Raw genomic sequence first — 20,804 nt, 5'->3', positions numbered from 1 at the left:
GGCCTTAGGGGGGGGCCTTAGTCCAGTTTCTCGATCTTGGCGGTTTCGATGATGTCGTGCCACTTCGCCGTTTCGCTATCGATCAGCTTCTTGAAGTCCTCCGGCGAGCCGCCCGCGGGCACGGCGCCCAGGGTGGCCAGGCCTTCGCGGACTTCCGGCGCCTTCAGGGCCTGGTTGATGTCGGCATTGATCTTGGCGACCACGTCCGCCGGCGTGCCGTGCGGCGCGACCACGCCGCCCCAGGCCACGGTCTCGTAGCCTTTCAGGCCGGCTTCGTCCAGCGTCGGGACCTCAGGCAGCAGGTCCAGGCGTTTCAGGCTGCTCACGCCCAGCGCGCGTACCTTGCCGCTCTTGACCAGCGGCACGGCTTCGGAGGAATTGGCGAACAGGTAGTCGATGCGGCCGCCCAGCAGGTCCTGGATGGCGGCCGGACCGCCGTTGTAGGGGATGAACATGACGTCGATCTTGGCCATGCTCTTGAACAGCTCGCCGCCCATGTGGCCGGTGGTGCCGACGCCCGGCGCGCCGTACGACAGCTTGCCCGGATTCTTGCGCGCCAGGTCGATCAGTTCCTGCACGCTGTGGGCAGGGGAGCTGACCGGCACGACCAGGACGTTGTACAGGTCCATCATATGGACGACCGGCACCAGGTCCTTGTCCACGTCGTAGGGCAGCTTCTTGAACAGCGAGCGGTTCACGGCCAGCGTATTGATGTTGCCGTAGCCGATGGTGTAGCCGTCCGGGGCGCCGCGCTTGACCAGGTTGATGCCGATATTGCCGGCCGCGCCAGGACGGTTTTCGATGACCAGCGTGCCGCCGGTCTGCTTGGCCACTTGCGCGGTGACCAGCCGCGAAAGAACGTCCGGCGAACCGCCGGCCGCGGACGGCACGATGAACGTGACGGGATGATCGGGCCAATTGGAGCCGGCGGCGGCCGCGCTGCCGGCGATGGCGATCAGGGCCGTGGCGACGGCCCAGCGGCGAAACTGCGTGATGGTGGACATAGTCCGTTCCCCTTGCTTGGTTTGGATGGCTGCGGGTCATGCGACCCTTGGGCGGGCGGGGCCGCCGTCCGGGTCAAGCGGGGGAAGGTACCACCGGCCCCGCGCCAGCCGCATATCAAAAAATATGGAAAACCTATAATCCCGCGTTATCCCAGAACTCCTGAACTTCCGGCACGGCGCGTCATGCGCGGCGGGCCGTAGCGAGGCTCATCCCGTGTCTACAGGGTCGATGGACCGGCCGCCGCTGAACCTGCGCCAGATCGAAGTCTTTCGCGCCATCATGCTGTCCGGCTCCATCAGCGGCGCCGGCCGCATGCTGCACGTCTCGCAGCCCGCCATCAGCCGCGTGCTGGCCTTGATGGAAAGCCGGCTGCGCTACCCGCTGTTCGAACGGTCGCGCACCCGCCTGACGCCCACCGCCGAAGCGCGCCGCCTGTATGCCGAAGTCGAACAGGTGTATGGCGGCATCCAGCGCGTCAACGAGCTGGCCACGACCCTGGGCGAGGCCGGGGCCGGCATGCTGCGGGTCGTCTCCAGCGCCAGCTATGGCCAGCGCATGGTCCCCATGGCCTTGCGCGCGCTGCGGGCGGCGCGGGCGCGCGTGCGGGTCGATTACCGCACCGCTACCTTCGACGAGCTGGCGGGGTATTTCCTGGGCGGTCATGCCGACATCGCGGTCTCCATGCGTCCGCCGGATCATCCCAATCTGGCCGCCGTCGAGCTGGGCAGCTCGCAGGTCGTCTGTATCCTGCCACCCGGCCATGCGCTGGCGGCGCGGCCGGTGGTCCGGGCGCGGGATTTTTCGTCGGTGGACTGGATCGGCTATCCCGCGGAAGCGCCGCTGGGCCGCGTATTGACGGCGTTCTTCGACGGTCCGCCCGCCCATGCGCCGGCGCTGGAAGTCCACTCGCCCGTCATGGCGGCCGCCTTCGTGCAGCAGGGCCTGGGGCCGGCCCTGGTGGACGCCTGGTGCGTCGGCCCGGAATTGCGGCGCTCCGTCGCCGTGCGCCCGATCGAACCCGCCGCCAGCGTGGGCATCTGGGCGACCTATTCCGAGCTGCAGCCCCTGCCGCTGATGGCGCATCGCTTTCTGGAGGTGCTGCGCGAGGTGCTCGCCGGCGAGCCGGCGCCCGTCTACGGAGATCCGGTTACGTCCTGATGCCTCGGCCGCCGCGGCGCGGGTGTACAGTCCCGTAAGCATCTACCGCCACGCGGACCGCGGGGGTAACTCGCAGGGGAGCGCCGCCATGACGCACTACGAATTGATCGGTTCGCGGGGCTGCGGCTCGGCCATCATCGAAGCCGCATTGCGCCTGTCCGGTCTGGACGCCCGCATCACCGACGTACCTTATCTCAAGCCCGGGCCCGGCCGCGACCGCTTGCTGGGGCTCAATCCGCTGGGCCAGGTGCCCACGCTGATCCTGCCGGGCGGCGCCGTGATGACCGAAAGCGCGGCCATGATCCTGCATCTGAACGACGCCGCGCCCCACGCCAATCTCGTCCCGGCCGCCGGCACCCTGCCGCGCGCCCGGTTCTTCGAGATGCTGGTGCGCCTGGGCGCGGCGGTGTATCCGACCTTCACCTATGGCGACGACCCGGCGCGCTGGACCGGGGAGGGCGAAGCGGCGCACAAGCTGCGCGCCGCCACCGATGCCCGTCGCGAGCTGCTCTGGCGCACCATCGAACAGCAGGTAGGCGAACCGCATGTGCTGGGCGACCAGATGACGGCGCTGGACCTGTATGTGACGGTCATGACGCACTGGCGTCCACGGCGCGCATGGTTCGATGAGCACTGCCCGCGCCTGGCCGCGGCGGCCGACCAGGCGGCCGGGCATCCCCGCGTCCGCGACGTATTGCATCGGCATTTTTCCGGCGCGGGCGATTGAGCGGCAGGCCAGGCGGCGGCCGTCGCCGCGGCGCCGCGCGCAGCGGATCGATCGTCCAATTCCGCGGCCGCGCCGGCATCGCCGGCGCCCCGTGGCGGACGCCGCCGATTGGACAGGGGCCCGGTTTCGCCCTACTGTAGCGGCTGCGCCGCGCCGTCTTTTTTGTCCGGAGATGTCTTCGGACCGGCCGCCACGCTACGCATGTTCTTCCCATGACTTCGCCATCGATCAAGCGCGACGTGCCGCATGGCGCGGATGCGCCGCCACGCCATACGCGCGGCACGCCGGGCTACCGCAATACCAACTGGGCGCTGTTCGCCGCCGGCTTTTCCACCTTTTCGCTGATGTACTGCGTGCAGCCGCTGCTGCCGCTGTTCGCCGAACATTTCGGCATCACGCCCACGCAGAGCAGTCTGTCGCTATCGCTGACGACAGGCCTGCTGGCGCTGGCGATTTTCATCGTGGGATTCTGGTCCAGCCGCCTGCCGCGCAAAGGCATCATGGCGATCTCGCTGTTCGCCTCCGGAATCCTGACGCTGGCCGCGGCGCTGACGCCGACCTGGCATGCGCTGCTGGCGGTGCGCGCGCTGCAAGGGCTGGTGCTGGGCGGCGTGCCCGCCGTGGCCATGGCTTATCTGGCGGAGGAGGTCGAGCCGTCCGACCTGGGATTCGCCATGGGGCTGTATATCGGCGGGAGCGCGTTCGGCGGCATGGCGGGCCGGGTGATGACCGGCCTGCTGGCGGACTATTTCGACTGGCGTATCGCCATGATGGCGGTGGGCGTGCTGGGCATGGGCGCCGCCGTGCTGTTCGTGATGAGCCTGCCGGCGTCGCGCCATTTCACGCCCCAGCGCGGCGGCGGCTGGGCCGCGGCCCGAACCGGCATCATGACGCACCTGGTCGACGTCAACCTGTTGTCGCTGTTTGCCTTGGCCTTTCTATTGATGGGCGGCTTCGTCACCATCTACAACTACGCGGGCTTTCGTTTGCTGGCGCCGCCGTATGCGCTGAGCCAGGCCGCCATCAGCGCGATCTTCACGGTGTATGTGGTGGGGATATTCGCGTCGGCGCTGTTCGGCCGCCTGGCCGATCGCCATGGGCGCGGGCTGATGCTGTGCCTGGGCGTCGGGACCATGCTGCTGGGCGTATTGCTGACGCTGTCCTCCATGCTGCCGGCAATGGTGGCGGGTGTGATCCTGGCGACCTTCGGTTTCTTCGCCGCCCATGCGGTGGCCAGCGGGTGGGTGGGACAGCTGGCGCGCGGATACAAGGCGCAGGCGGCTTCGCTGTATCTGCTGGCGTACTACCTGGGGTCCAGCGTGCTGGGCTCGGTGGGCGGCACATGCTGGGAAGTGGCGGGATGGAACGGCGTGGCGGGCCTGATCGGCACGCTGCTGGTGCTGGGCCTGGCCTTGGCCTGGCGGTTGTACGCGGTCATCGGCGCGAAGCCGGCCCAGGCGGCGCCGGTATCCGCATCGAAGGCCCGCTGAGCGGCGGCGCCGCGGGCTTCGAGTGGCCGCGTCGGCGCCGCGCCTACGAGGTCTTTCCGTCGCCCTGCATCGACACGCGCAGGATGATGCTCAGGCCCGCGCCGACGATGATGACGGCGCCGACGGAGGTCAGTACGTCCGGCGTTTCGCGCCAGAAGATCCAGCCCAGCAGCGTGGCCCAGATCAGCCCGGTGTAATCGAAGGGCGCGACCACCGACGCGGGCGCGATCCGGAAGGCTTGCGTGATCAGCGACAGCCCCGCCGTGCTGAACAGGGCAACGCCGGCGAAAAACGGCCAGTGCGTCGGGTCGGGCGTGCGCCAGAACCAGGGCAGCACGGCCGCGCTGCATACCAGCTGGCCCGCGACGATGTAGAACGCCATGGTCAGGAAGCTTTCGCCAGGGCCGATGAAGCGCGCGCTGATCATCATGGCGGCATAAAGCACCGCCGTCACCAGCGGCAGCAGCGCCGCCGGCTGGAAGCCGGACGCGCCCGGCCGTACGATGAACAGGACGCCGACGAAGCCCAGCGCGATGACGGCCCAGCGCATGGCGTCGACGCGCTCTTTCAGCACCAGCACCGAAAGCAGCGTTACGCACAGCGGCGCCGCGTATGAGATCGCGGTGGCTTCCGCGAAAGGCAGATAGCGCAGGCTGCCGTAGAACGCGCTGGCGGACACGACATTGATGGCGCCGCGCAGCAGGTGGATGCCGGGATGGCGTGTGCGCAAGGCCAGCTTGCCGCCCATGGCGACGACTACCGCGGCGACGAAGGGCAGGGCGATCGCGCAGCGCAGGAACAGGATCTGGGGCGGCGAGTACATGCCGCCCAGCCATTTGGCGATCGCATCGCTGATGGTCAGGCTTAGCATGCCCACCAGAATGCAAAGAATGCCGGCGGCCGCCGTGGGCGGCGCCGTCTGATGTGTCTGCATGGGGTTCAACTGCTGGAGGTGGCCCGCGGCGGTGTCGGCATCGGGCTCAGCTGCCGGAGGTGGCCCGCAGCGCCTGCCAGGCGACCAGCGCCCAGGCGGCCAGGAAGGCGGTGCCGCCCAGCGGCGTGATCGCGCCCAGCCACCGTATGCCGGTACCCGCCAGCAGATACAGGCTGCCGCTGAACACGACGATGCCGGCGAACATCAGCCACCCCGCGGCGTTCCATATTCCCGGCGCATGGGCGAAGCGCGGCGCCAACGCGGCGATCGCCAGCAGGCCCAGCGCATGGGCCATGTGGTAGGTGACGGCGGTCTGCCAGACCTGCAGCATGTCGGCCGACAGGATGCGCCGCAAGCCGTGCGCGCCGAATGCACCCGCGCCAACCGCCAGGAACATGTTCAGGGCGCCGAGAAAAATGAATACACGGTCAGGCATGGGGGCACTTCCAGGGCTAGGGTAACGTCCGTCCCCGATTCTACATCCGGGCGTGGGCGCGGACGTCCGCGCCGATGCGCGCGCGTTCAGAAAACCGTCAAGTTTTGACGGTGGACGCTCCCGCATGCTCGTGCTACCTTGCGCACGCCTTTGCGGCGGCGCAATGCGACGCCGCGCACCGGCAGCCATTCAGTCTTTGCCTGCGGGAGCAGGGCATGTACCCGATTTCTGTTTCCAAACCGGCGGTGCGTTCCGCCGATGGCCGCGGTCCCAACCGATGGGACTGGGCTTTGCTGCCCCTGATCCTGGGCGTACTGGCCGCGCTGGCCTTCGGCGCATCCCAGATGGCGAAGCCTTATGCCGTGGGCACGCCGCTGCCCATCTCGCTGGATCCCGCCTATCTGCCCTATTACCTGTTGCGGACCACGCTGCGCATGTTCATGGCGCTGGGCGCCTCGCTGGTATTCAGCTTCGTGTTCGCCGCGGTGGCGTCCAAGTCGCGCACGGCGGAGAAAATCCTGGTGCCGATGGTGGACATCCTGCAGTCCATCCCTATCCTGGGCTTCCTGTCGATCACCGTCACGGGTTTCATCGCGCTGTTTCCGGGCAGCCTGCTGGGCGTCGAATGCGCCGCGATCTTCGCCATCTTCACCTCGCAGGCCTGGAACATGGCGCTAAGCCTGTATCAGTCGATGCGCACCGTGCCTTCGGAGCTGAACGAAGCCGCCCGCGTATTCCGGCTCAGCGCCTGGCAGCGCTTCTGGCGGCTGGAACTGCCGTACGCCACGCCGGCGCTGCTATGGAACATGATGCTGTCCATGTCCGGCGGCTGGTTCTTCGTGGTGGCGTCGGAGGCGATCACCGTATCGAACCAGGATATCAAGCTGCCCGGCATCGGTTCCTACATCGCCGTGGCCATCGATGCGCAGGACGTGCATGCGATCGTCTACGCCATCGTCGCGATGGCGATCGGCATTCTGCTGTACGACCAGCTGTTCTTCCGCCCGCTGCTGGCCTGGGCCGACAAGTTCCGCTTCGAGGATACCCAGGGCAATACCGCGCAGCAGTCCTGGGTGCTGGACTGGCTGCGCCGCGGCCGTCTCACGCGGGCCTGCAGCGATGCGCTGGCCACGCAGGCGCAACGGGTGCTGGGCTGGTTCCGGCGCGGCTATGACGGGACGTCGGTGCGCGCGCGCGTACGCACGCGCAGCGCCTACGTCGAGCGCGCCGTCGATGCGGTGCTGACGGCCCTGGCCTTGATCGCTGTCTGGCGCCTGGTGGTTTTCGTGCATGCGGAAGTGGGCTGGACCGAAGTGCTGCGCGTCTTCGGCCTGGGCCTGATCACGCTGTTGCGCGTGCTGGTGCTGATCAGCCTGGCCTCGCTGATCTGGGTGCCGCTGGGCATCATGATAGGCCTGCGTCCGGTCTGGTCGCAGCGGGTGCAGGCCTTGGCGCAATTGCTGGCCGCGTTCCCGTCCAACCTGCTGTTCCCGCTGGCCGTCATCGTGATCGTTGCCTTCCGCTTGAACCCGGAGATCTGGCTGAGTCCACTGATCATCTTCGGCACCCAGTGGTATATCTTGTTCAACGTCGTCGCGGGCGCGACCACCATTCCCAGCGAACTGCGCTATGCGGCGGACAACCTGGGCCTGAAAGGCTGGCTGAAGTGGCGCCGCTTCTATCTGCCCGCGGTCTTTCCGAGTTTCGTGACGGGCGCCATCACGGCCAGCGGCGGGTCATGGAACGCCAGCATCGTGGCCGAGGTCGTGACGTGGGGCAAGACCACGCTGACCGCAACCGGCCTGGGCGGCTACATCGCCGACATGACCTCGCGCGGGGATTTTCCGCGCATTGCGCTGGGCATAGGCGTGATGTGCGTATTCGTCATGGGCTTGAACCGGCTGCTGTGGCGCCGGCTGTACTTGCTGGCCGAAAAGTGGAGCAGATAGCGATGATGGGCGAAAACAATCTGCTGGATCTGACCGGCGTCAGCAAGATGTTCCGCACCGCCGACGGCGCGACCCGTTCGGTGCTTGAAGGCGTGGATTTCCATTTGCGGGAAGGCGAGATTGTCGCGCTGTTGGGCAAGTCCGGCTCCGGCAAGTCGACGCTGCTGCGTATCATGGCCGGCCTGATTCCGGCCGATCACGGCAGTATCCGCTATCGCGGGCAGCCGCTGTACGGTCCCGCCGCCGGCATCGCGATGGTGTTCCAGTCCTTTGCGCTATTCCCCTGGCTGACCGTGCGGCAGAACGTCGCGCTGGGACTGGAAGCGCAGGGCGTCGCGCCGGCCGAGCGCGAACAGCGCGCCGAGGCCGCGCTGGAATTGATCGGGCTGGCGGGCTTCGGTGGTGCCTTGCCGCGCGAATTGTCGGGCGGCATGCGGCAGCGCGTGGGCATCGCGCGGGCGCTGGCCACCAACCCCGACGTACTGCTCATGGACGAAGCCTTTTCCGCGCTGGACGTGCTGACCGGCGAATCGCTGCGCGACGACATGCTGGAGCTGTGGGAAGAGCGCCGCATGGGGACGCGCGGCATCCTGGTGGTGTCGCACAACATCGAGGAAGCGGTGATGATGGCCGACCGCATCCTGATTTTCGCCAGCGACCCCGGGCGCGTGCGCGACGAAATCCACGTCACGCTACCGCGTCCGCGCAACGCCGATTCGCCGGAAGTGCGCGCCCTGGTCGACCAGGTGTATTCCTTGATGACCGCCAAGCCGCTGCCGGCCTCGGCGGCCGGGGCGCCCGCCGCGCCGGTGCACCAGGCCTACCGGTTGCCCGATGCCAACGTCGGCACCATGGAAGCCGTGCTGGAGCTGCTGGCCGAACCGCCGCTGAACGGCAGGGCCGACCTGCCGCGCCTGGCGGAAGAGGCCGGCCTGCCCGACGAGGAATTGTTCCCGGCCTACGAAGCGCTGGGCCTGTTGGGGCTGGCGCTGGTCGAACAGGGCGATATCGCGCTTACGCCGGTGGGGCGGCGCTATGCCGGCGCGGAACAACAGGAACGCCAGGAAATATTCGGCCGCCAGCTGCTGGCGCATATCCCGCTGGCGGCCAATATCCGCCATTCGCTGCAGCAGGAACCCTCGGGCGAATTGCCGGACAAGCAGTTCCTGGACATGCTGGAAGAATTCCTGAAGGCCGATGAGGCCGAGCGGGTGCTGAAAGTAGCCGTCGAATGGGGCCGCTACGGCGAGGTCTACGGCTACGACTATCACACCGGCCGGCTGCATCTGCCGACCACGCCGGCGGAATAGCCGTCAGCCTTCGCGCGCCGGCACCAGACGGATGCGCGTGATCTCCGATGGCGCGCCGATGCGCTTGGGCGGTCCCCAATAGCCGGTGCCGCGGCTGGTGTACACCCACATGCGCCCCATTTTCTTCAGCCCGGCGGTGAAGGGCTGCTGCAGCCGGACGAAGAAATTCCAGGGCAGGAACTGGCCGCCGTGGGTATGCCCGGAAATCTGCAGGCTGTATCCGGCCGGCTCCGCCGCGACCGAGGTGCGCGGCTGGTGCGCCAGCAGGATGCGCACGGTCGCGTCGGCCGGCGCGCCCAGCAGGGCGCCGCGCGGGTCGCTGCGCTGGGCCGGATCGAATTGGCCGGCGCTGTAGTCGGTGACGCCCGCCAGGACCAGGCGGGCGCCGTTGTGCGTAATGACCACGTGACGGTTGGACAGCACGTTCAGCCCCAGCCGCTGGAACTCCGCCACCCATTCGCGCGCGCCGGAGTAGTACTCGTGGTTGCCGGTGACCAGATAGGCGCCGTAGCGCCCGCTCAAGCCCGACAGCGGCGCCGTATGCGGCGAAAGCTGGTCCACCGGCCCGTCGACCACATCGCCGGTAACCGCGACGACATCGGCATCGAGCGCGTTCACGGCCGCCACGATGGCCTGCACGTAAGGCCGGCGGATGGTCGGGCCCACGTGCACGTCGCTGATCTGGGCGATGGTGAATCCCGCGAGAGCCGGAGGCAGGCCGGCAATCGGTACGTCGACCGTAACGACCCGGGCCAGGCGGCGGGCATTGAACAGGCCCACCAGCGTAATCAGCAGCGCCAGCACCGGCACCACCAGCGCCGACGTGCCGCGCAGCGAGGCCATATCGGCGGGCAGGCCGCCCAGTGCGCCGGCGGCCCAGACCACCAGCAGCAGCACGTCGCGCAGCAGCGTCAGCACCAGCAGCGAGGAGAAAAACCCCATCGCCATCAGGCCCGTCCAGGCAACCTGCCGCGACCAGCCGGGCGCCATCTGGCGGGCGCGCGCGCCCAGCGGAATCAACAGGCAGGACGCGGCCAGGTACAGGACAGCGAGCCAGCGGATGGGCTCTGCTACGGGGGCTTCGGGGATCAGGCGCAGCGCGATGTAGACGTGCAGAAGAATGCCAATGGCAAGAATGCGGGTAATCAGAGGAGGGCGACGCATGCAGGGGTCTCCGCCGAATTGAAAAATAGCCGGCGCGCCCTCATTATGCGGTATGGCGCTCATGCGCCGCCTTAATTCAACGCGCGCCGCGGCCGGCTTTGTGTGACGGGCTTCGTGTCGCCCCGATCACATGCCGGCCGCGCCGTGCGCATTCTTCCGCCCCGAGTTTGGCCCGAGAACTGTTTTGAAAGACATCGAGTTCCTGCTGCTGGAGTACGGCCCGCTGCTGGTCTTCCTGAACGTCCTGCTTGAGCAGGCCGGCCTGCCCATTCCAGCCTATCCGCTGCTGATCGTCGCCGGCGCGCTGGCCGTGCATGGCAATCTGCCCTGGGAGCTGACCCTGGCGGCGGCCGTGGTCGCCTGCCTGATCGCCGATGCGGCCTGGTATGCCGGCGGCAAGCGCTTCGGCAGCGGACTGCTGAATACCGTATGCCGCGTATCGATCTCGCGCGATTCCTGCATACGGCAGACGCAATCGCTTTATTGGCGCACGGGGCCGCGCATTCTGTTCGTCGCGAAATTCCTGCCGGGGGCCAGCGCGCTGTCCACGGTGATGTCCGGCTATGCCGGGCTGCCGTTCCGCCGTTTCCTGGCGTACGACGCCGGCGGGTCGCTGATCTGGGCGGGATCGGCGCTGATCGTCGGGGCGGCCTTCAATGACATGGTGGGCGATGTCATCGCCGTGCTGGGCGAGTATGGCGGCTACGGCCTGCTCGCCATCGCGGTGATGCTGGCCTGCTACCTGGGCTATCGCTGGGTGCGCCGCAAGCGCACCATCCGGCGCTTCGCCCACGTGCGGCGCGTGACGCTGGACGAATTGGATGAAATGCAGGCCCAGGGCTGCGTGCCGGTGCTGCTGGACGTGCGGGCCAGCAGCGACGATCCCATGCCCGGCGCCATCGCCTTCGATCCGCATGCGCCGATCGGCCAGCAAGAGCAGGCATGGCCGGTCGATGCCCACATCGTGGTGTATTGCGCCTGCCCGGAGGAGATCTCCGCGGCGGTGCTGGCGGACCGCTTGTTGAAGGCCGGGTATCGCAACGCCTGCGCACTGGCGGGCGGGTACAACGCCTGGCTCGCGCGGCGGCAGGCCGAGGCGGCGCTCGCCATGGGCGCTGTCGGCACGGCCGGCGCGGCGGCAGCGGCCCCGGCGCGGGCGTCCGGAAGCTGAGCCGCCGTGCCCTCAAGATCGTCCAAGCCGGCGCCCCCGCCGCGTTCCGCCGAGGCGCCGTCGCTGCAAAGCCGGCAGGACATCGATCCCAGCGTCGCCGAATTCCTCGACGCCTTATGGCTGGAAGACGGACTGTCCCGCAACACCCTCAACGCCTACCGCAACGACCTGGCCGCCTTCGACGTCTGGCTGCACGAGCATGAAGGCCGGCGCATTTCGACGGCGCTTACCGGCGATATCGAGGGTTGGTTCGCCTCGGTCCATGCCGACACGCGGCCGACGACGGCCAACCGCCGCCTGTCGGCGCTGCGGCGCTACTTCCAGTGGGCCTTGCGCGAGCGCCGCATTGCCCAGGACCCCTGCCTGTCCGTCCGTTCCGCGCGGCAGCCGCTGCGCACCCCTAAAACCTTGTCGGAAGCCCAGGTCGAGGCCCTGTTGCGCGCGCCGCGCGTCGACACCGAACTGGGCCTGCGCGACAAGGCCATGCTCGAAACCCTGTACGCCACCGGCCTGCGCGTTTCCGAACTGATGAGCTTGAAGGCGCTGGACGTCGACCTGAACCAGGGTGTCGTGCGGGTCGTGGGCGGCAAGGGCGGCAAGGACCGCCTGGTGCCGCTGGGCGCGGAGGCCGCGCATTGGGTGGACCGCTACGTCAAGCATGCGCGGCCGTTGCTGCTCGCGGGGCGGCTTTGCGATGCGCTGTTCGTCACGATACGCGGCGACGCCATGCACAGGCAGACGTTCTGGCTGATGGTGGGCCGCTATGCGCGCGAAGCCGACATCCGCGCGCCGATTTCGCCGCACGTCCTGCGCCACGCCTTCGCCACGCATCTGGTCAACCACGGCGCCGACCTGCGGGTCGTGCAGATGCTGCTGGGCCATGCGGATATCTCGACCACGCAGATCTATACCCACGTCGCCCGCGAACGGCTGAAGACGCTGCACGCGCAGCATCATCCGCGGGGTTGAAGGACCGTACGGCCCGGGAGCGCGGCGGACGCGTGCCGCCCACGCGACGCTGGCACGTGACGCCGCCCATGTCGCCCGGGCCGGGCTCGCCGGGTCCGCGCGCCGGCCGGATGACGGCGCCGGCCGCCGGCCCGGGCTCAACGCGTCTTGCGGAAGGTCAGGTTGACGCGGCTGGCGCCGGTCGCGGGATGGACGCCGTCGCGCAGCGGCGCGATGCCGTGAAAGGCCAGGCGGGACGGCCCGCCCCACACGGCGACGTCGCCATGCACCAGCGGAAAACGCCGTGGCCGGTCGTTGCGCTGCAGGCCGCCGAACAGAAAGGTGGCCGGCAATCCCAGCGATATCGAGACGATGGGCGCGTCCAGGTCCAGTTCGTCGCGATCCTGGTGCAGCGTCAGCCGGGCGCCGGGCCGGTACAGGTTGATCAGGCAGGCTTGCGGCGCGAAATCCGCGTAGCCGGCACGGTCCGCGGCCTCGCGCGCAAGCCGGATCAGGGGCTCCGGCATGGCCGGCCAGGGCTTGCCGCTGAGCGGATCCTCGGCGCCATAGCGATAGCCGCGCCGATCGGAAATCCAGCCCTGTTCGCCGCAGTTCGTCATCGCCACGGACATCCGCTGCCCGCCCGGGGTGATCAGATGCCGGAACGGCGCCTCCGCGGCGATGGCCTTGACCGCGGCCAGCAGCTCCGCCCCGCTTGCGCAGGCATAGCGGCGCAGCAGCACGGCGCCCGGCGCGATGGGTTCGTCCCAGGGGATTTCATCTTCGGGGCTGCCGAACAGGTCGGCGGTCGCCGGCGGCGGGGCAGGGGAATGAGCCATGCCTGGCATTGTAGGATGCGCGCCGATCAGCCGGCGAAGCTAGAATAGGCTTCGTCTTTTCTGCAGGTATGAATCACCATGGATCTCACTTTCGACTTTCCCCAGCGGCTTACCGCCGGATACCAGGATTTCCTCTCAGGACGCTTCCACGCGGAGCGCAACCGGTATCGCCAATTGGCGGAAGGTCAAAGCCCCGAGATCATGGTCATCGGCTGCTGCGATTCCCGCGTCGCGCCGGAACTGATCTTCGACGCGGGTCCCGGCGAAATCTTCGTCCTGCGCAACGTCGCCAACCTGGTCCCGCCCTACGAGCCCGACTCGCACTACCACGGCACCAGTTCCGCCATCGAATTCGCGGTCAATGGCCTGAACGTCAAGCACATCGTCGTGATGGGCCACGCATCCTGCGGCGGTATCCGCTCGTATTACGACGATGCCGAACCGCTGGCCAAGGGCGACTTCATCGGCAAATGGATGTCCCAGATCGAAACCACCGCGCGCAAGGTCGACATGACCGGCGACCGCGCGGCCGATCTGCGCCGCCTGGAACTCAAGGTGGTGGAGCACAGCTTGAAGAACCTGATGACCTTCCCGTATATCAGCCAGCGCGTGCGGCGCGGCGAGCTGCAATTGCACGGTGCGTATTTCGGCGTGGCCACCGGCCTGCTTTTCGTCCGCGACCCCCAGTCGGGCGAGTTCGTCCCGGTCGGCGAAGGCCCTGGCGAAGGTCCCGGCCAGCACGGCGCGGCCTGAGGCGCGAAGGCGATGCCGGCCGCATTCCCACGCGCGTCATCCCGCGCTCGATCCAGCCTGCCCCGCCGGCGTGTCCTGCGTGCGTTGGGCGGCGGTGCCGCCGTTCTGGCGGCCGCGCCCTTCGCGCGGGTCCGGGCGCAGCCGGCGCCCCTGCGCATAGGCGTCATCGCCAGCGTCGCCAACGAAGCCACGGAAATCGCCATCGCCCAGGCGCGCGACGCGGGCGTCAACGCCAAGCTGGTGGAATTCGCCGATTGGGTGATGCCCAATGTCGCGGTCGCCGATGGATCGATCGAGGCCAACTTTTTCCAGCACAAACCCTTTCTGGATCTGTTCAACCGCAGCCGCGGCGCGAACCTGACGCCGATCGCCTATGGTTATTCGACCACCATGGGGCTGTTTTCCAAGAAGGTGAAACGCGGCGAAGCGCTGCCGCATGGCGCTTCCATCGGCGTGCCGGCCGATCCCGTGAATACCGGCCGCGCCCTGTTGCTGCTGCAGTCCATGGGCCTGATCAAGCTGAAGGCCGGCGCGGCGGAGCGGGCCACGCTGCTGGACGTGGAAAGCAATCCGCTGGACCTGAAGTTCGTCGCGATAGAGGGCGCGCAGGCGGCTCGCGCCTTCGACGATGTCACGGCGTCGGCCACCTACACGACCTTCGCCAAGCATGGCGGGCTGGACGAAAAAGACGGCCTGGCCTTCGACAACAACGACCCGGAAAATGTACGCCGCTACGCCATACGCTGGGTATCGCTGCCCGAGCACGCCCAGGACGCGCGCCTGCTGAAATTCATACAGGTGTACCAGCAGTCGCCGGAGGTCAAGGCCACCCTGCGGCGCCTGTACGGGGATTTGATCGACTTTCCCTGGTAGCGGCGGCGGCGCGGCGCGGGCGCCGGCGGCTTCCGCCCCGGTCCGCGGACGCGGCGTCCGGCCATCTCCGCCGCATCTCGTCCGGCGTCGCTCGATGGGGCGTAGCGTCTGGATGGCGAGGCCCGAGCCCGCGTCTACTCCTCGGCGGGCGCTTCGCCTTCCAGCGTGAAAAGGTCCCACACCGCCGTGAACAGCGCCGCGATCAGCGGCCCGATGACGAAACCGTTCAGGCCGAACAAGGCCATGCCGCCCAGCGTGGAAATCAGGATCACCCAGTCGGGCAGCTTGGTGTCCTTGCCGACCAGGATGGGCCGCATGATGTTGTCGACCGTCCCTATCACCAGCACGCAGAAGGCGATCAATCCCACGCCTTGCCAGATAGCCCCGGTCACCAGGAAGTACACGGCCACCGGCACCCAGATCAGCGCCGCGCCTACCGCCGGCAGCAGGGACAGGAAGGCCATCAGCACGCCCCATAGCAGCGAGCCCTGGATGCCCAGCACCCAGAACGCCAGGCCGCCCAGCAGGCCCTGCGTGGCGGCGACCGCCACATTGCCCTTGATCGTGGCGCGGATGACGGTGGTGAACTTGCGCGTCAGGTGCTGCTTGTAGGCCTCGCTGAGCGGGATCGCCCGGCTGATGCTGCGCGAGAGCGAGGCGCCGTCGCGCAGCAGGAAGAACAGCAGGTACAGCATGACGCCGAAGCTGACCACGAACTGGAACGTGTCCTGGCCGATGCTGAAGGCCTGCGTGGCCAGGAACTGGCTGCCCTGCACGGTGGCGGCGCTGAGCTTCTGCTGCAGGCTGCGTATGTCCGACAGGTCGAAACGGTCCAGCAAGGCATGCACGGACGGGGGCAGGGCGTTCAGCACCCGCTCAAAATACAGGCCGAAATTCAAATCGCCCGACTTTATCTGTTGATACAGCGCCGTGCCTTCCTGTACCAGCGAGCCGGTGATCAGAATCACTGGCAGAATGGCGATCAGCACGCACAGCAGCAGGGTGATCAGCGCGGCCAGGTTGCGGCGCTTGCCCATGCGCGCCAGCAGCCGGCGGTGCAGGGGGGCGAATATGATGGCCAGGATGGTGCCCCAGAACACGGCGCCGTAGAATGGCCACAGTATCCAGCCGAAGGCGATCGACACGACGATCAGCAGGAAAAGGAAAGTCCGGTAATGCAGGTTGGAGTTGCTCATTGTTGGGGTTTCCCGCGATAGCGTGCACCGCCCGTACGGCGGTGCGCCATGCGCATGATGCCATTGTCGGCCGGACCGTGCGCCATTCACGCAGGTGGAGGACAGACATGACGGATTCCGTCGACCTTAAGGGCATAGGGCTGAAAGTCACATTTCCCCGCCTGAAAATACTGGATCTCTTTCGCAACAGCGAACAGCGCCATTTGAGCGCCGAGGACGTTTACCGGCACTTGATGCACGAAGGCGTGGAGATGGGGCTGGCCACGGTATACCGCGTCCTGACGCAGTTCGAACAGGCGGGCCTGCTGAAGCGCAGCCAGTTGGGCGGCAACAAGGCGGTCTTCGAATTGAACGATGGCGACCGGCACCATGGCCATCTGGTCAGCACGTCCACCGGCGACGTGGAAGAGTTCGTCGACCCGGAAATCGAACGCCGCCTGCGGCAGATCGCCGACGATATGGGCTACAGCCTGACCGAATTCACCATCACGATTTTCGCCACGCCGAAGTAGGCCGACGCCCGCGGCGTTCAACGGCTGGCGGTGGCGGTCTCGAAAAAGCGCGCCAGCAGCGGCGTGTCGTCGCCGGCGCGGTGCGCCAGCAGGATCTGGCTGCTGGCGTCCGGCGTCTCCAGCGGGCGGTAGACGACGCCGGGAATGCCGGTCTTGGCGTAGGTCTCCGGCAACACGGAAACGCCCATGCCCGCCGCGACCAGGCCGACGATGGTGGCGCCTTCGCGCGCTTCCTGGCCGATCTGCAGCGCGAAGCCGGCGCGGCTGGCCAGCACGCCGACGTGCTCGAACAGGCCGCAGCCCAAGCCGCGCGGGAACAGGATGAACGATTCGCCGGACAGGGCCGCCATGGGCAGCGGTGCATCGTCGCGCGCCAGCGGGTGGGCCGCGGGCAGGGCGGCCATCAGCCGGTCGCTCCACAGCGTCAGGACGCGGATGTCCGGGGGCGGGCAGAACAGAATGGAAGGGCGCAGGAAACCCACGTCGATGCTGCGGTCCGCCAGCGCCTGCAATTGCTGCCCGGTGGACATATGCAGCAGGTCCGCCCTGGCGCCCGGGTGCCGGCTGCGGAATGCCTGAACGATGCGCGGGAAAGCCTCGAACATCGGCACCGACGCGGTGAAGGCGATGCGGATCTCGCCGGCTTCGCCTTGCAGCGCCTGCCGCACCACGTCGCCCGCGCGCTCCAGATGCTGCAGCGCTCGGCGGGCCTGTTCCAGGAATAGGGCGCCCGCCTCGGTCAGCTCCACGCGGCGCTTGGTTCGATGCAGCAGGGTGGCGCCCAATTCGTCTTCCAGGGATTTCACCTGCATGCTCAAGGGCGGCTGGCTGACATGCAGGCGGCGGGCGGCCGCGCTGAAGCTCAGCTCCTCTGCCACCGCCACGAAATAGCGGAGTTGGCGGAAATCCATGGTTATTTGGAAAAGCTATTAATGTGGAACGGAAAAAGTATTGGACGCTATGGTTTAGGGTAAACCATTATAACGTTTGCAACATAAAGTATTTTTGCGCAATTCTCAGGAGACCTGAATGCGAGCCAGCAGCGCGCTTTCCAAGTTTGTTCGCGGCTTCGGCCTGGCAGCGGCCATGGCCGCCGCCGTGATGCCGGGGACAAGCCACGCAGCCGACTTTCCGTCCAAGCCCATCAAGATCGTCGTGCCTTATGCGCCCGGCGGCGCGGTCGATATCGTCACCCGCCTCGTGGCCCAGAAAATGGGCGAGACGCTCAAGCAAAGCATCATTATCGATAACCGCCCGGGCGGCGCCACCAATATCGGCATGGACATCGTCGCGCGCGCTCCGGCCGACGGCTATACCCTGCTGACGGCGTCCAATTCCCTGGCCAGCAACGCGGCGCTGTTCTCCAACCTGAATTTCGACCCGGCCAAGGATTTGATCCCGGTGGGAGCGATCGGGTATGCGCCGCTGGTGGTCGTCGTGCCGGCCTCGTCGCAGTTCAAGACGCTGCAGGACATGATCGCCTACGGCAAGGCCAATCCGGACAAGCTGACCTATGCGACCGCCGGCAACGGCAGCTCGGGCCATCTGGCCAGCGAACTGCTGAAGGATGAAGGCAAGTTCAATGCGCTGCACGTTCCCTACAAGGGCGGCGCGCCGGCCATCACCGATATGCTGGGCGGCCGCATCGACTTCATGGCCATCAATCCCGTCGAAGCCATCCCGCACATCAAGGCGGGGAAGATGACGACCCTGGCCGTGCTGGATAGCAAGCCGTCCGCGTTACTGCCGGGCGTGCCGACGATTTCCGCGCTGGGCCTGCCGAACGCGGCCGCCGCCGTATGGTGGGGATTGTGCGCGCCGAAGGGCACGCCCGCCGACGTGGTCGCCACCTTGAACGACGCGCTGCAAAAGGCGCTGGCCGACAGCGCCGTGCAGGCGCGGCTGTCGGAACTGGGCGCGGTGACCACTCCGGGCAGCGCGGCCGACTTCGGCAAGTTCGTGCAGGAAGAGACGGTCAAGTGGGCGCGTGTCATCAAGGCCGGCAATATCAAGGCTGATTGATAAAGCCCAACCTTGAAGAAGGCCCACCCCCGAAGCGCTGCGCGCTTCCCCCTCAAGGGGGCGACGCTGGCGGACCGGAAGGAAGGCCCACCCCCGAAGCGCTACGCGCTTCCCCCTCAAAGGGGGCGACGCCAGCGGACCGGCAAAGCCGGCTCCGCGGCGTCCGCGGTTGTGCGGCACCGCCGAAACGCTGCGCGCGCCTCGCTCGCGCAGCGTCGTGTGAGGCGATGCGGTGTGCGTGGCGTTATGGAGCATGAGATGAATTACGCGGTACGGAATATCCAGCGCGCGGATGGCGCGGTTATCAAACAGCTGGCGGCGGCCGGTACGGCGACGGTGCATGAAGCGCAAGGCCGTAGCGGCCTGCTGCAGCCTTATATGCGTCCCATCCAGGCGGGCGCGGCGATCGGCGGTAGCGCGGTGACCGTGCTGGCCCATCCGGGCGACAACTGGATGCTGCACGTGGCCATCGAGCTGTGCCAGCCGGGCGACGTCATGGTCGTGGCCTGCAGCGCGCCCAACACCGACGGCATGTTCGGCGAACTGCTGGCCACGTCGATGCAGGCACGCGGCATCGTCGGCCTGGTCATCGATGCCGGCTGCCGCGATGTGCAGGCGCTCAAGGACATGCGGTTTCCCGTCTGGTCCAAGGCGATTTCCGCCAAGGGCACCATCAAGGCCACGCCGGGTTCGGTCAATCTGCCGGTGGTGTGCGCCGGCGCCATGGTGTCGCCCGGCGACGTGGTGGTGGCGGACGATGACGGTATCGTGATCGTCCCGCGCCGTCGCGCGGCCGAAGTGGCGCAGGCCTGCGAGGCGCGTCTGCAGAAGGAAGCCTTGAATCGCAAGCGCCTGGCCGCCGGCGAACTGGGCCTGGACATCTACGGCATGCGCGATAAGCTGCGCGAGGCCGGCCTGGTGTACGTGGACAGCGAAGCCGATCTACCCTGATTTCACGCCAGCTTCGTAGGCATAACGCATAGGCAGGCCGGGCCCTGAACGGCCGCCGTCCGGATCATCCGGCGGCGGCGCGGTTCAGGGCCCGGTTTTCTATTTCATGGCGCCGCGCGCAATTCGCATCGGGCTCATGCGTTCTTGTTTGCCGACTCTTATATAATATATAAGACGTGGTGACCGGATCAGCGGCGCCGCTAGCCAGGGCGCCGCCGCACCGTTATCTTTCACCGCGACAGCGCCTTCGCCTTGCAACCTTCTCTCTTGGATTCCCCGGCATGAAGCCCGCAGCGAACCCCGCAGCGCCCGTGATCGAGCCGCCGCTCGCCGATCCACCTACCGTATGGCAGTTGTTCACGGGTTTTTTCTGGCTGGGCATGACGGCGTTCGGCGGCGCCTTGCCGCTGGCGCGCCGCATGGCGGTGGAAAAGCATCGCTGGATTTCCAGCGAAGAATTCACCACGCTGCTGGGCCTGTGCCAGTTCCTGCCGGGCGGCAACATCATCAACCTGTCGGTCGCCCTGGGCATGCGTTTTCGCGGCCTGCCCGGCGCGTTGGGCGCGATGCTGGGTTTCGTGCTCATGCCCACGGTGGTCGTCATTATGCTGGGCGCGGTGTACGACCATTACCAGCACGATCCGCACGTAAAGCACTTATTCGCCGGCCTGGCGGCCGCGGCGGCAGGACTGCTGATTTCGCTCACCTTGAAGATCGGCGCGCCCTTGCTGAAAAACCGCTGGGGACTGTTCATCGCCGTGCTGGGCTTCATCGCCATTGCCGTCGTGCGCATGCCGCTGCTGCCCGCCATGCTGCTGATCACGCCGCTCAGCATCCTGATCACCTGGAGGATGCGCCGATGACCACCATCCTGATCCAGCTGGCCATTCTTTTCACCCAGCTGTCGCTGATCGGCTTCGGAGGCGGCAACACCATCCTGCCGGAAATGCAGCGCCAGGTCGTCGACGTGCATCACTGGATGACGGCGGAAAATTTCACGGCGCTGTTCGCGCTGGCCCAGGCCGCGCCGGGGCCGAACCTGATGATCGTGCCCATGATCGGCTGGCATATCGCGGGGCTGCCCGGCATGCTGGTCAGCAGCTTCGCCAAGTTCGTGCCGTCTTCGCTGGTGGTCATCGTGGTGATGCGCCTGTGGGACCGCTTCAAGGACAAGCCGTGGCGCGCGGTGGCACAGGCCGGCATTTTCCCGGTCACCGTGGGTCTGCTGGCGGCCAGCGCGGCCTTGATCACGGAAGCCTCGGTGGACGGGTGGCTGCTGGGCGCCATCGCGGCCGGCGTCGCGGTGCTGGGGTGGCGCACGCGGCTGCATCCCCTGTGGCTGCTGCTGGGCGGGGGGCTGGTGGGC

21 protein-coding genes are annotated in these 20,804 nt (G+C 67.5%); 14 read left to right on the top strand and 7 right to left on the bottom strand.

Annotated elements, in window-relative coordinates; translation table 11 throughout:
- Positions 1-17 precede the first annotated feature (17 nt).
- Entirely contained in the window at positions 18-1,004 is a 987-nt protein-coding gene (locus ACNA0R_RS26975) for a Bug family tripartite tricarboxylate transporter substrate binding protein (protein WP_415829155.1), read from the bottom strand.
- 229 nt (positions 1,005-1,233) lie between these two features.
- Between ACNA0R_RS26975 and ACNA0R_RS26970 the strand changes: the two genes are divergently transcribed.
- From ACNA0R_RS26970 to ACNA0R_RS26960, 3 genes are all read left to right on the top strand, one after another.
- Positions 1,234-2,163: a LysR family transcriptional regulator gene (locus tag ACNA0R_RS26970; protein WP_415829157.1), complete on the top strand. Its 930-nt coding sequence runs from the start codon at positions 1,234-1,236 to the stop codon at positions 2,161-2,163.
- 88 nt (positions 2,164-2,251) lie between these two features.
- Entirely contained in the window at positions 2,252-2,890 is a 639-nt protein-coding gene (locus ACNA0R_RS26965) for a glutathione S-transferase family protein (protein WP_415829154.1), read from the top strand.
- A 212-nt stretch (positions 2,891-3,102) separates the two neighbouring features.
- Positions 3,103-4,380: an MFS transporter gene (locus ACNA0R_RS26960; RefSeq protein ID WP_415829153.1), complete on the top strand. Its 1,278-nt coding sequence runs from the start codon at positions 3,103-3,105 to the stop codon at positions 4,378-4,380.
- Between the two features lie 43 nt (positions 4,381-4,423).
- Here ACNA0R_RS26960 and ACNA0R_RS26955 read toward each other — a convergent pair whose 3' ends face one another.
- Both ACNA0R_RS26955 and ACNA0R_RS26950 read right to left on the bottom strand, forming a co-directional pair.
- Complete coding sequence (locus ACNA0R_RS26955; protein ID WP_415829152.1) at positions 4,424-5,314, bottom strand: DMT family transporter; 891 nt, start codon at positions 5,312-5,314, stop codon at positions 4,424-4,426.
- Positions 5,315-5,360: 46 nt separating this feature from the next.
- Positions 5,361-5,750, bottom strand: coding sequence for a DUF423 domain-containing protein (locus ACNA0R_RS26950; RefSeq protein ID WP_415829151.1), 390 nt, complete (start codon positions 5,748-5,750; stop codon positions 5,361-5,363).
- Between the two features lie 215 nt (positions 5,751-5,965).
- On the opposite strand from ACNA0R_RS26950, the gene ACNA0R_RS26945 reads away from it, so the two are divergent.
- Entirely contained in the window at positions 5,966-7,699 is a 1,734-nt protein-coding gene (locus ACNA0R_RS26945) for an ABC transporter permease (protein WP_415829150.1), read from the top strand.
- A 5-nt stretch (positions 7,700-7,704) separates the two neighbouring features.
- Entirely contained in the window at positions 7,705-9,009 is a 1,305-nt protein-coding gene (locus tag ACNA0R_RS26940; protein WP_415829156.1) for an ABC transporter ATP-binding protein, read from the top strand.
- Positions 9,010-9,012: 3 nt separating this feature from the next.
- On the opposite strand, the gene ACNA0R_RS26935 is transcribed toward ACNA0R_RS26940, so the two are convergent.
- Entirely contained in the window at positions 9,013-10,173 is a 1,161-nt protein-coding gene (locus ACNA0R_RS26935) for a metallophosphoesterase (protein WP_415829149.1), read from the bottom strand.
- Positions 10,174-10,357: 184 nt separating this feature from the next.
- Between ACNA0R_RS26935 and ACNA0R_RS26930 the strand changes: the two genes are divergently transcribed.
- Positions 10,358-11,344: a VTT domain-containing protein gene (locus tag ACNA0R_RS26930; protein WP_415829148.1), complete on the top strand. Its 987-nt coding sequence runs from the start codon at positions 10,358-10,360 to the stop codon at positions 11,342-11,344.
- Positions 11,345-11,350: 6 nt separating this feature from the next.
- On the top strand, positions 11,351-12,313 hold the full coding sequence (gene xerD / locus ACNA0R_RS26925; protein WP_415829147.1) for a site-specific tyrosine recombinase XerD: 963 nt from the start codon (positions 11,351-11,353) through the stop codon (positions 12,311-12,313).
- A 137-nt stretch (positions 12,314-12,450) separates the two neighbouring features.
- Here the strand turns inward: xerD and alkB are convergent, their stop codons facing one another.
- Positions 12,451-13,131, bottom strand: coding sequence for a DNA oxidative demethylase AlkB (alkB, locus tag ACNA0R_RS26920; protein ID WP_415829146.1), 681 nt, complete (start codon positions 13,129-13,131; stop codon positions 12,451-12,453).
- Between the two features lie 78 nt (positions 13,132-13,209).
- Here alkB and ACNA0R_RS26915 point away from each other — a divergent pair, with 78 nt between their 5' ends.
- Together ACNA0R_RS26915 and ACNA0R_RS26910 are read left to right on the top strand one after the other, a co-directional pair.
- Positions 13,210-13,884 (top strand): carbonic anhydrase, encoded by a 675-nt coding sequence (locus tag ACNA0R_RS26915; RefSeq protein ID WP_415829145.1) that lies wholly within the window; start codon positions 13,210-13,212, stop codon positions 13,882-13,884.
- Between the two features lie 12 nt (positions 13,885-13,896).
- Positions 13,897-14,757: a MetQ/NlpA family ABC transporter substrate-binding protein gene (locus ACNA0R_RS26910; protein ID WP_415829144.1), complete on the top strand. Its 861-nt coding sequence runs from the start codon at positions 13,897-13,899 to the stop codon at positions 14,755-14,757.
- Positions 14,758-14,891: 134 nt separating this feature from the next.
- On the opposite strand, the gene ACNA0R_RS26905 is transcribed toward ACNA0R_RS26910, so the two are convergent.
- Positions 14,892-15,953 (bottom strand): AI-2E family transporter, encoded by a 1,062-nt coding sequence (locus ACNA0R_RS26905; RefSeq protein WP_415829143.1) that lies wholly within the window; start codon positions 15,951-15,953, stop codon positions 14,892-14,894.
- A gap of 107 nt (positions 15,954-16,060) precedes the next feature.
- Here ACNA0R_RS26905 and ACNA0R_RS26900 point away from each other — a divergent pair, with 107 nt between their 5' ends.
- Entirely contained in the window at positions 16,061-16,465 is a 405-nt protein-coding gene (locus ACNA0R_RS26900; protein WP_415829142.1) for a transcriptional repressor, read from the top strand.
- Between the two features lie 17 nt (positions 16,466-16,482).
- Here the strand turns inward: ACNA0R_RS26900 and ACNA0R_RS26895 are convergent, their stop codons facing one another.
- Positions 16,483-17,376: a LysR substrate-binding domain-containing protein gene (locus ACNA0R_RS26895; RefSeq protein WP_415829140.1), complete on the bottom strand. Its 894-nt coding sequence runs from the start codon at positions 17,374-17,376 to the stop codon at positions 16,483-16,485.
- Between the two features lie 118 nt (positions 17,377-17,494).
- Here ACNA0R_RS26895 and ACNA0R_RS26890 point away from each other — a divergent pair, with 118 nt between their 5' ends.
- From ACNA0R_RS26890 to ACNA0R_RS26875, 4 genes are all read left to right on the top strand, one after another.
- Positions 17,495-18,487: a tripartite tricarboxylate transporter substrate binding protein gene (locus ACNA0R_RS26890; RefSeq protein ID WP_415829139.1), complete on the top strand. Its 993-nt coding sequence runs from the start codon at positions 17,495-17,497 to the stop codon at positions 18,485-18,487.
- 258 nt (positions 18,488-18,745) lie between these two features.
- A complete protein-coding gene (locus ACNA0R_RS26885; protein ID WP_415829137.1) occupies positions 18,746-19,438 on the top strand; it encodes a 4-carboxy-4-hydroxy-2-oxoadipate aldolase/oxaloacetate decarboxylase in 693 nt (230 codons plus the stop codon).
- A 281-nt stretch (positions 19,439-19,719) separates the two neighbouring features.
- Positions 19,720-20,301: a chromate transporter gene (locus tag ACNA0R_RS26880; RefSeq protein WP_415829136.1), complete on the top strand. Its 582-nt coding sequence runs from the start codon at positions 19,720-19,722 to the stop codon at positions 20,299-20,301.
- The coding region (locus ACNA0R_RS26875) for a chromate transporter (RefSeq protein WP_415829135.1) at positions 20,298-20,804 on the top strand (507 nt) is incomplete at its 3' end. The genes ACNA0R_RS26880 and ACNA0R_RS26875, both read left to right, overlap by 4 nt.

Origin of the sequence: Bordetella sputigena (assembly GCF_965137885.1) — a bacterium.
Lineage (GTDB): Bacteria > Pseudomonadota > Gammaproteobacteria > Burkholderiales > Burkholderiaceae_B > Bordetella_C > Bordetella_C sputigena.
Note: the sequence above shows the minus strand (reverse complement) of the source record. Positions and strands in the feature narration are given on the sequence as shown.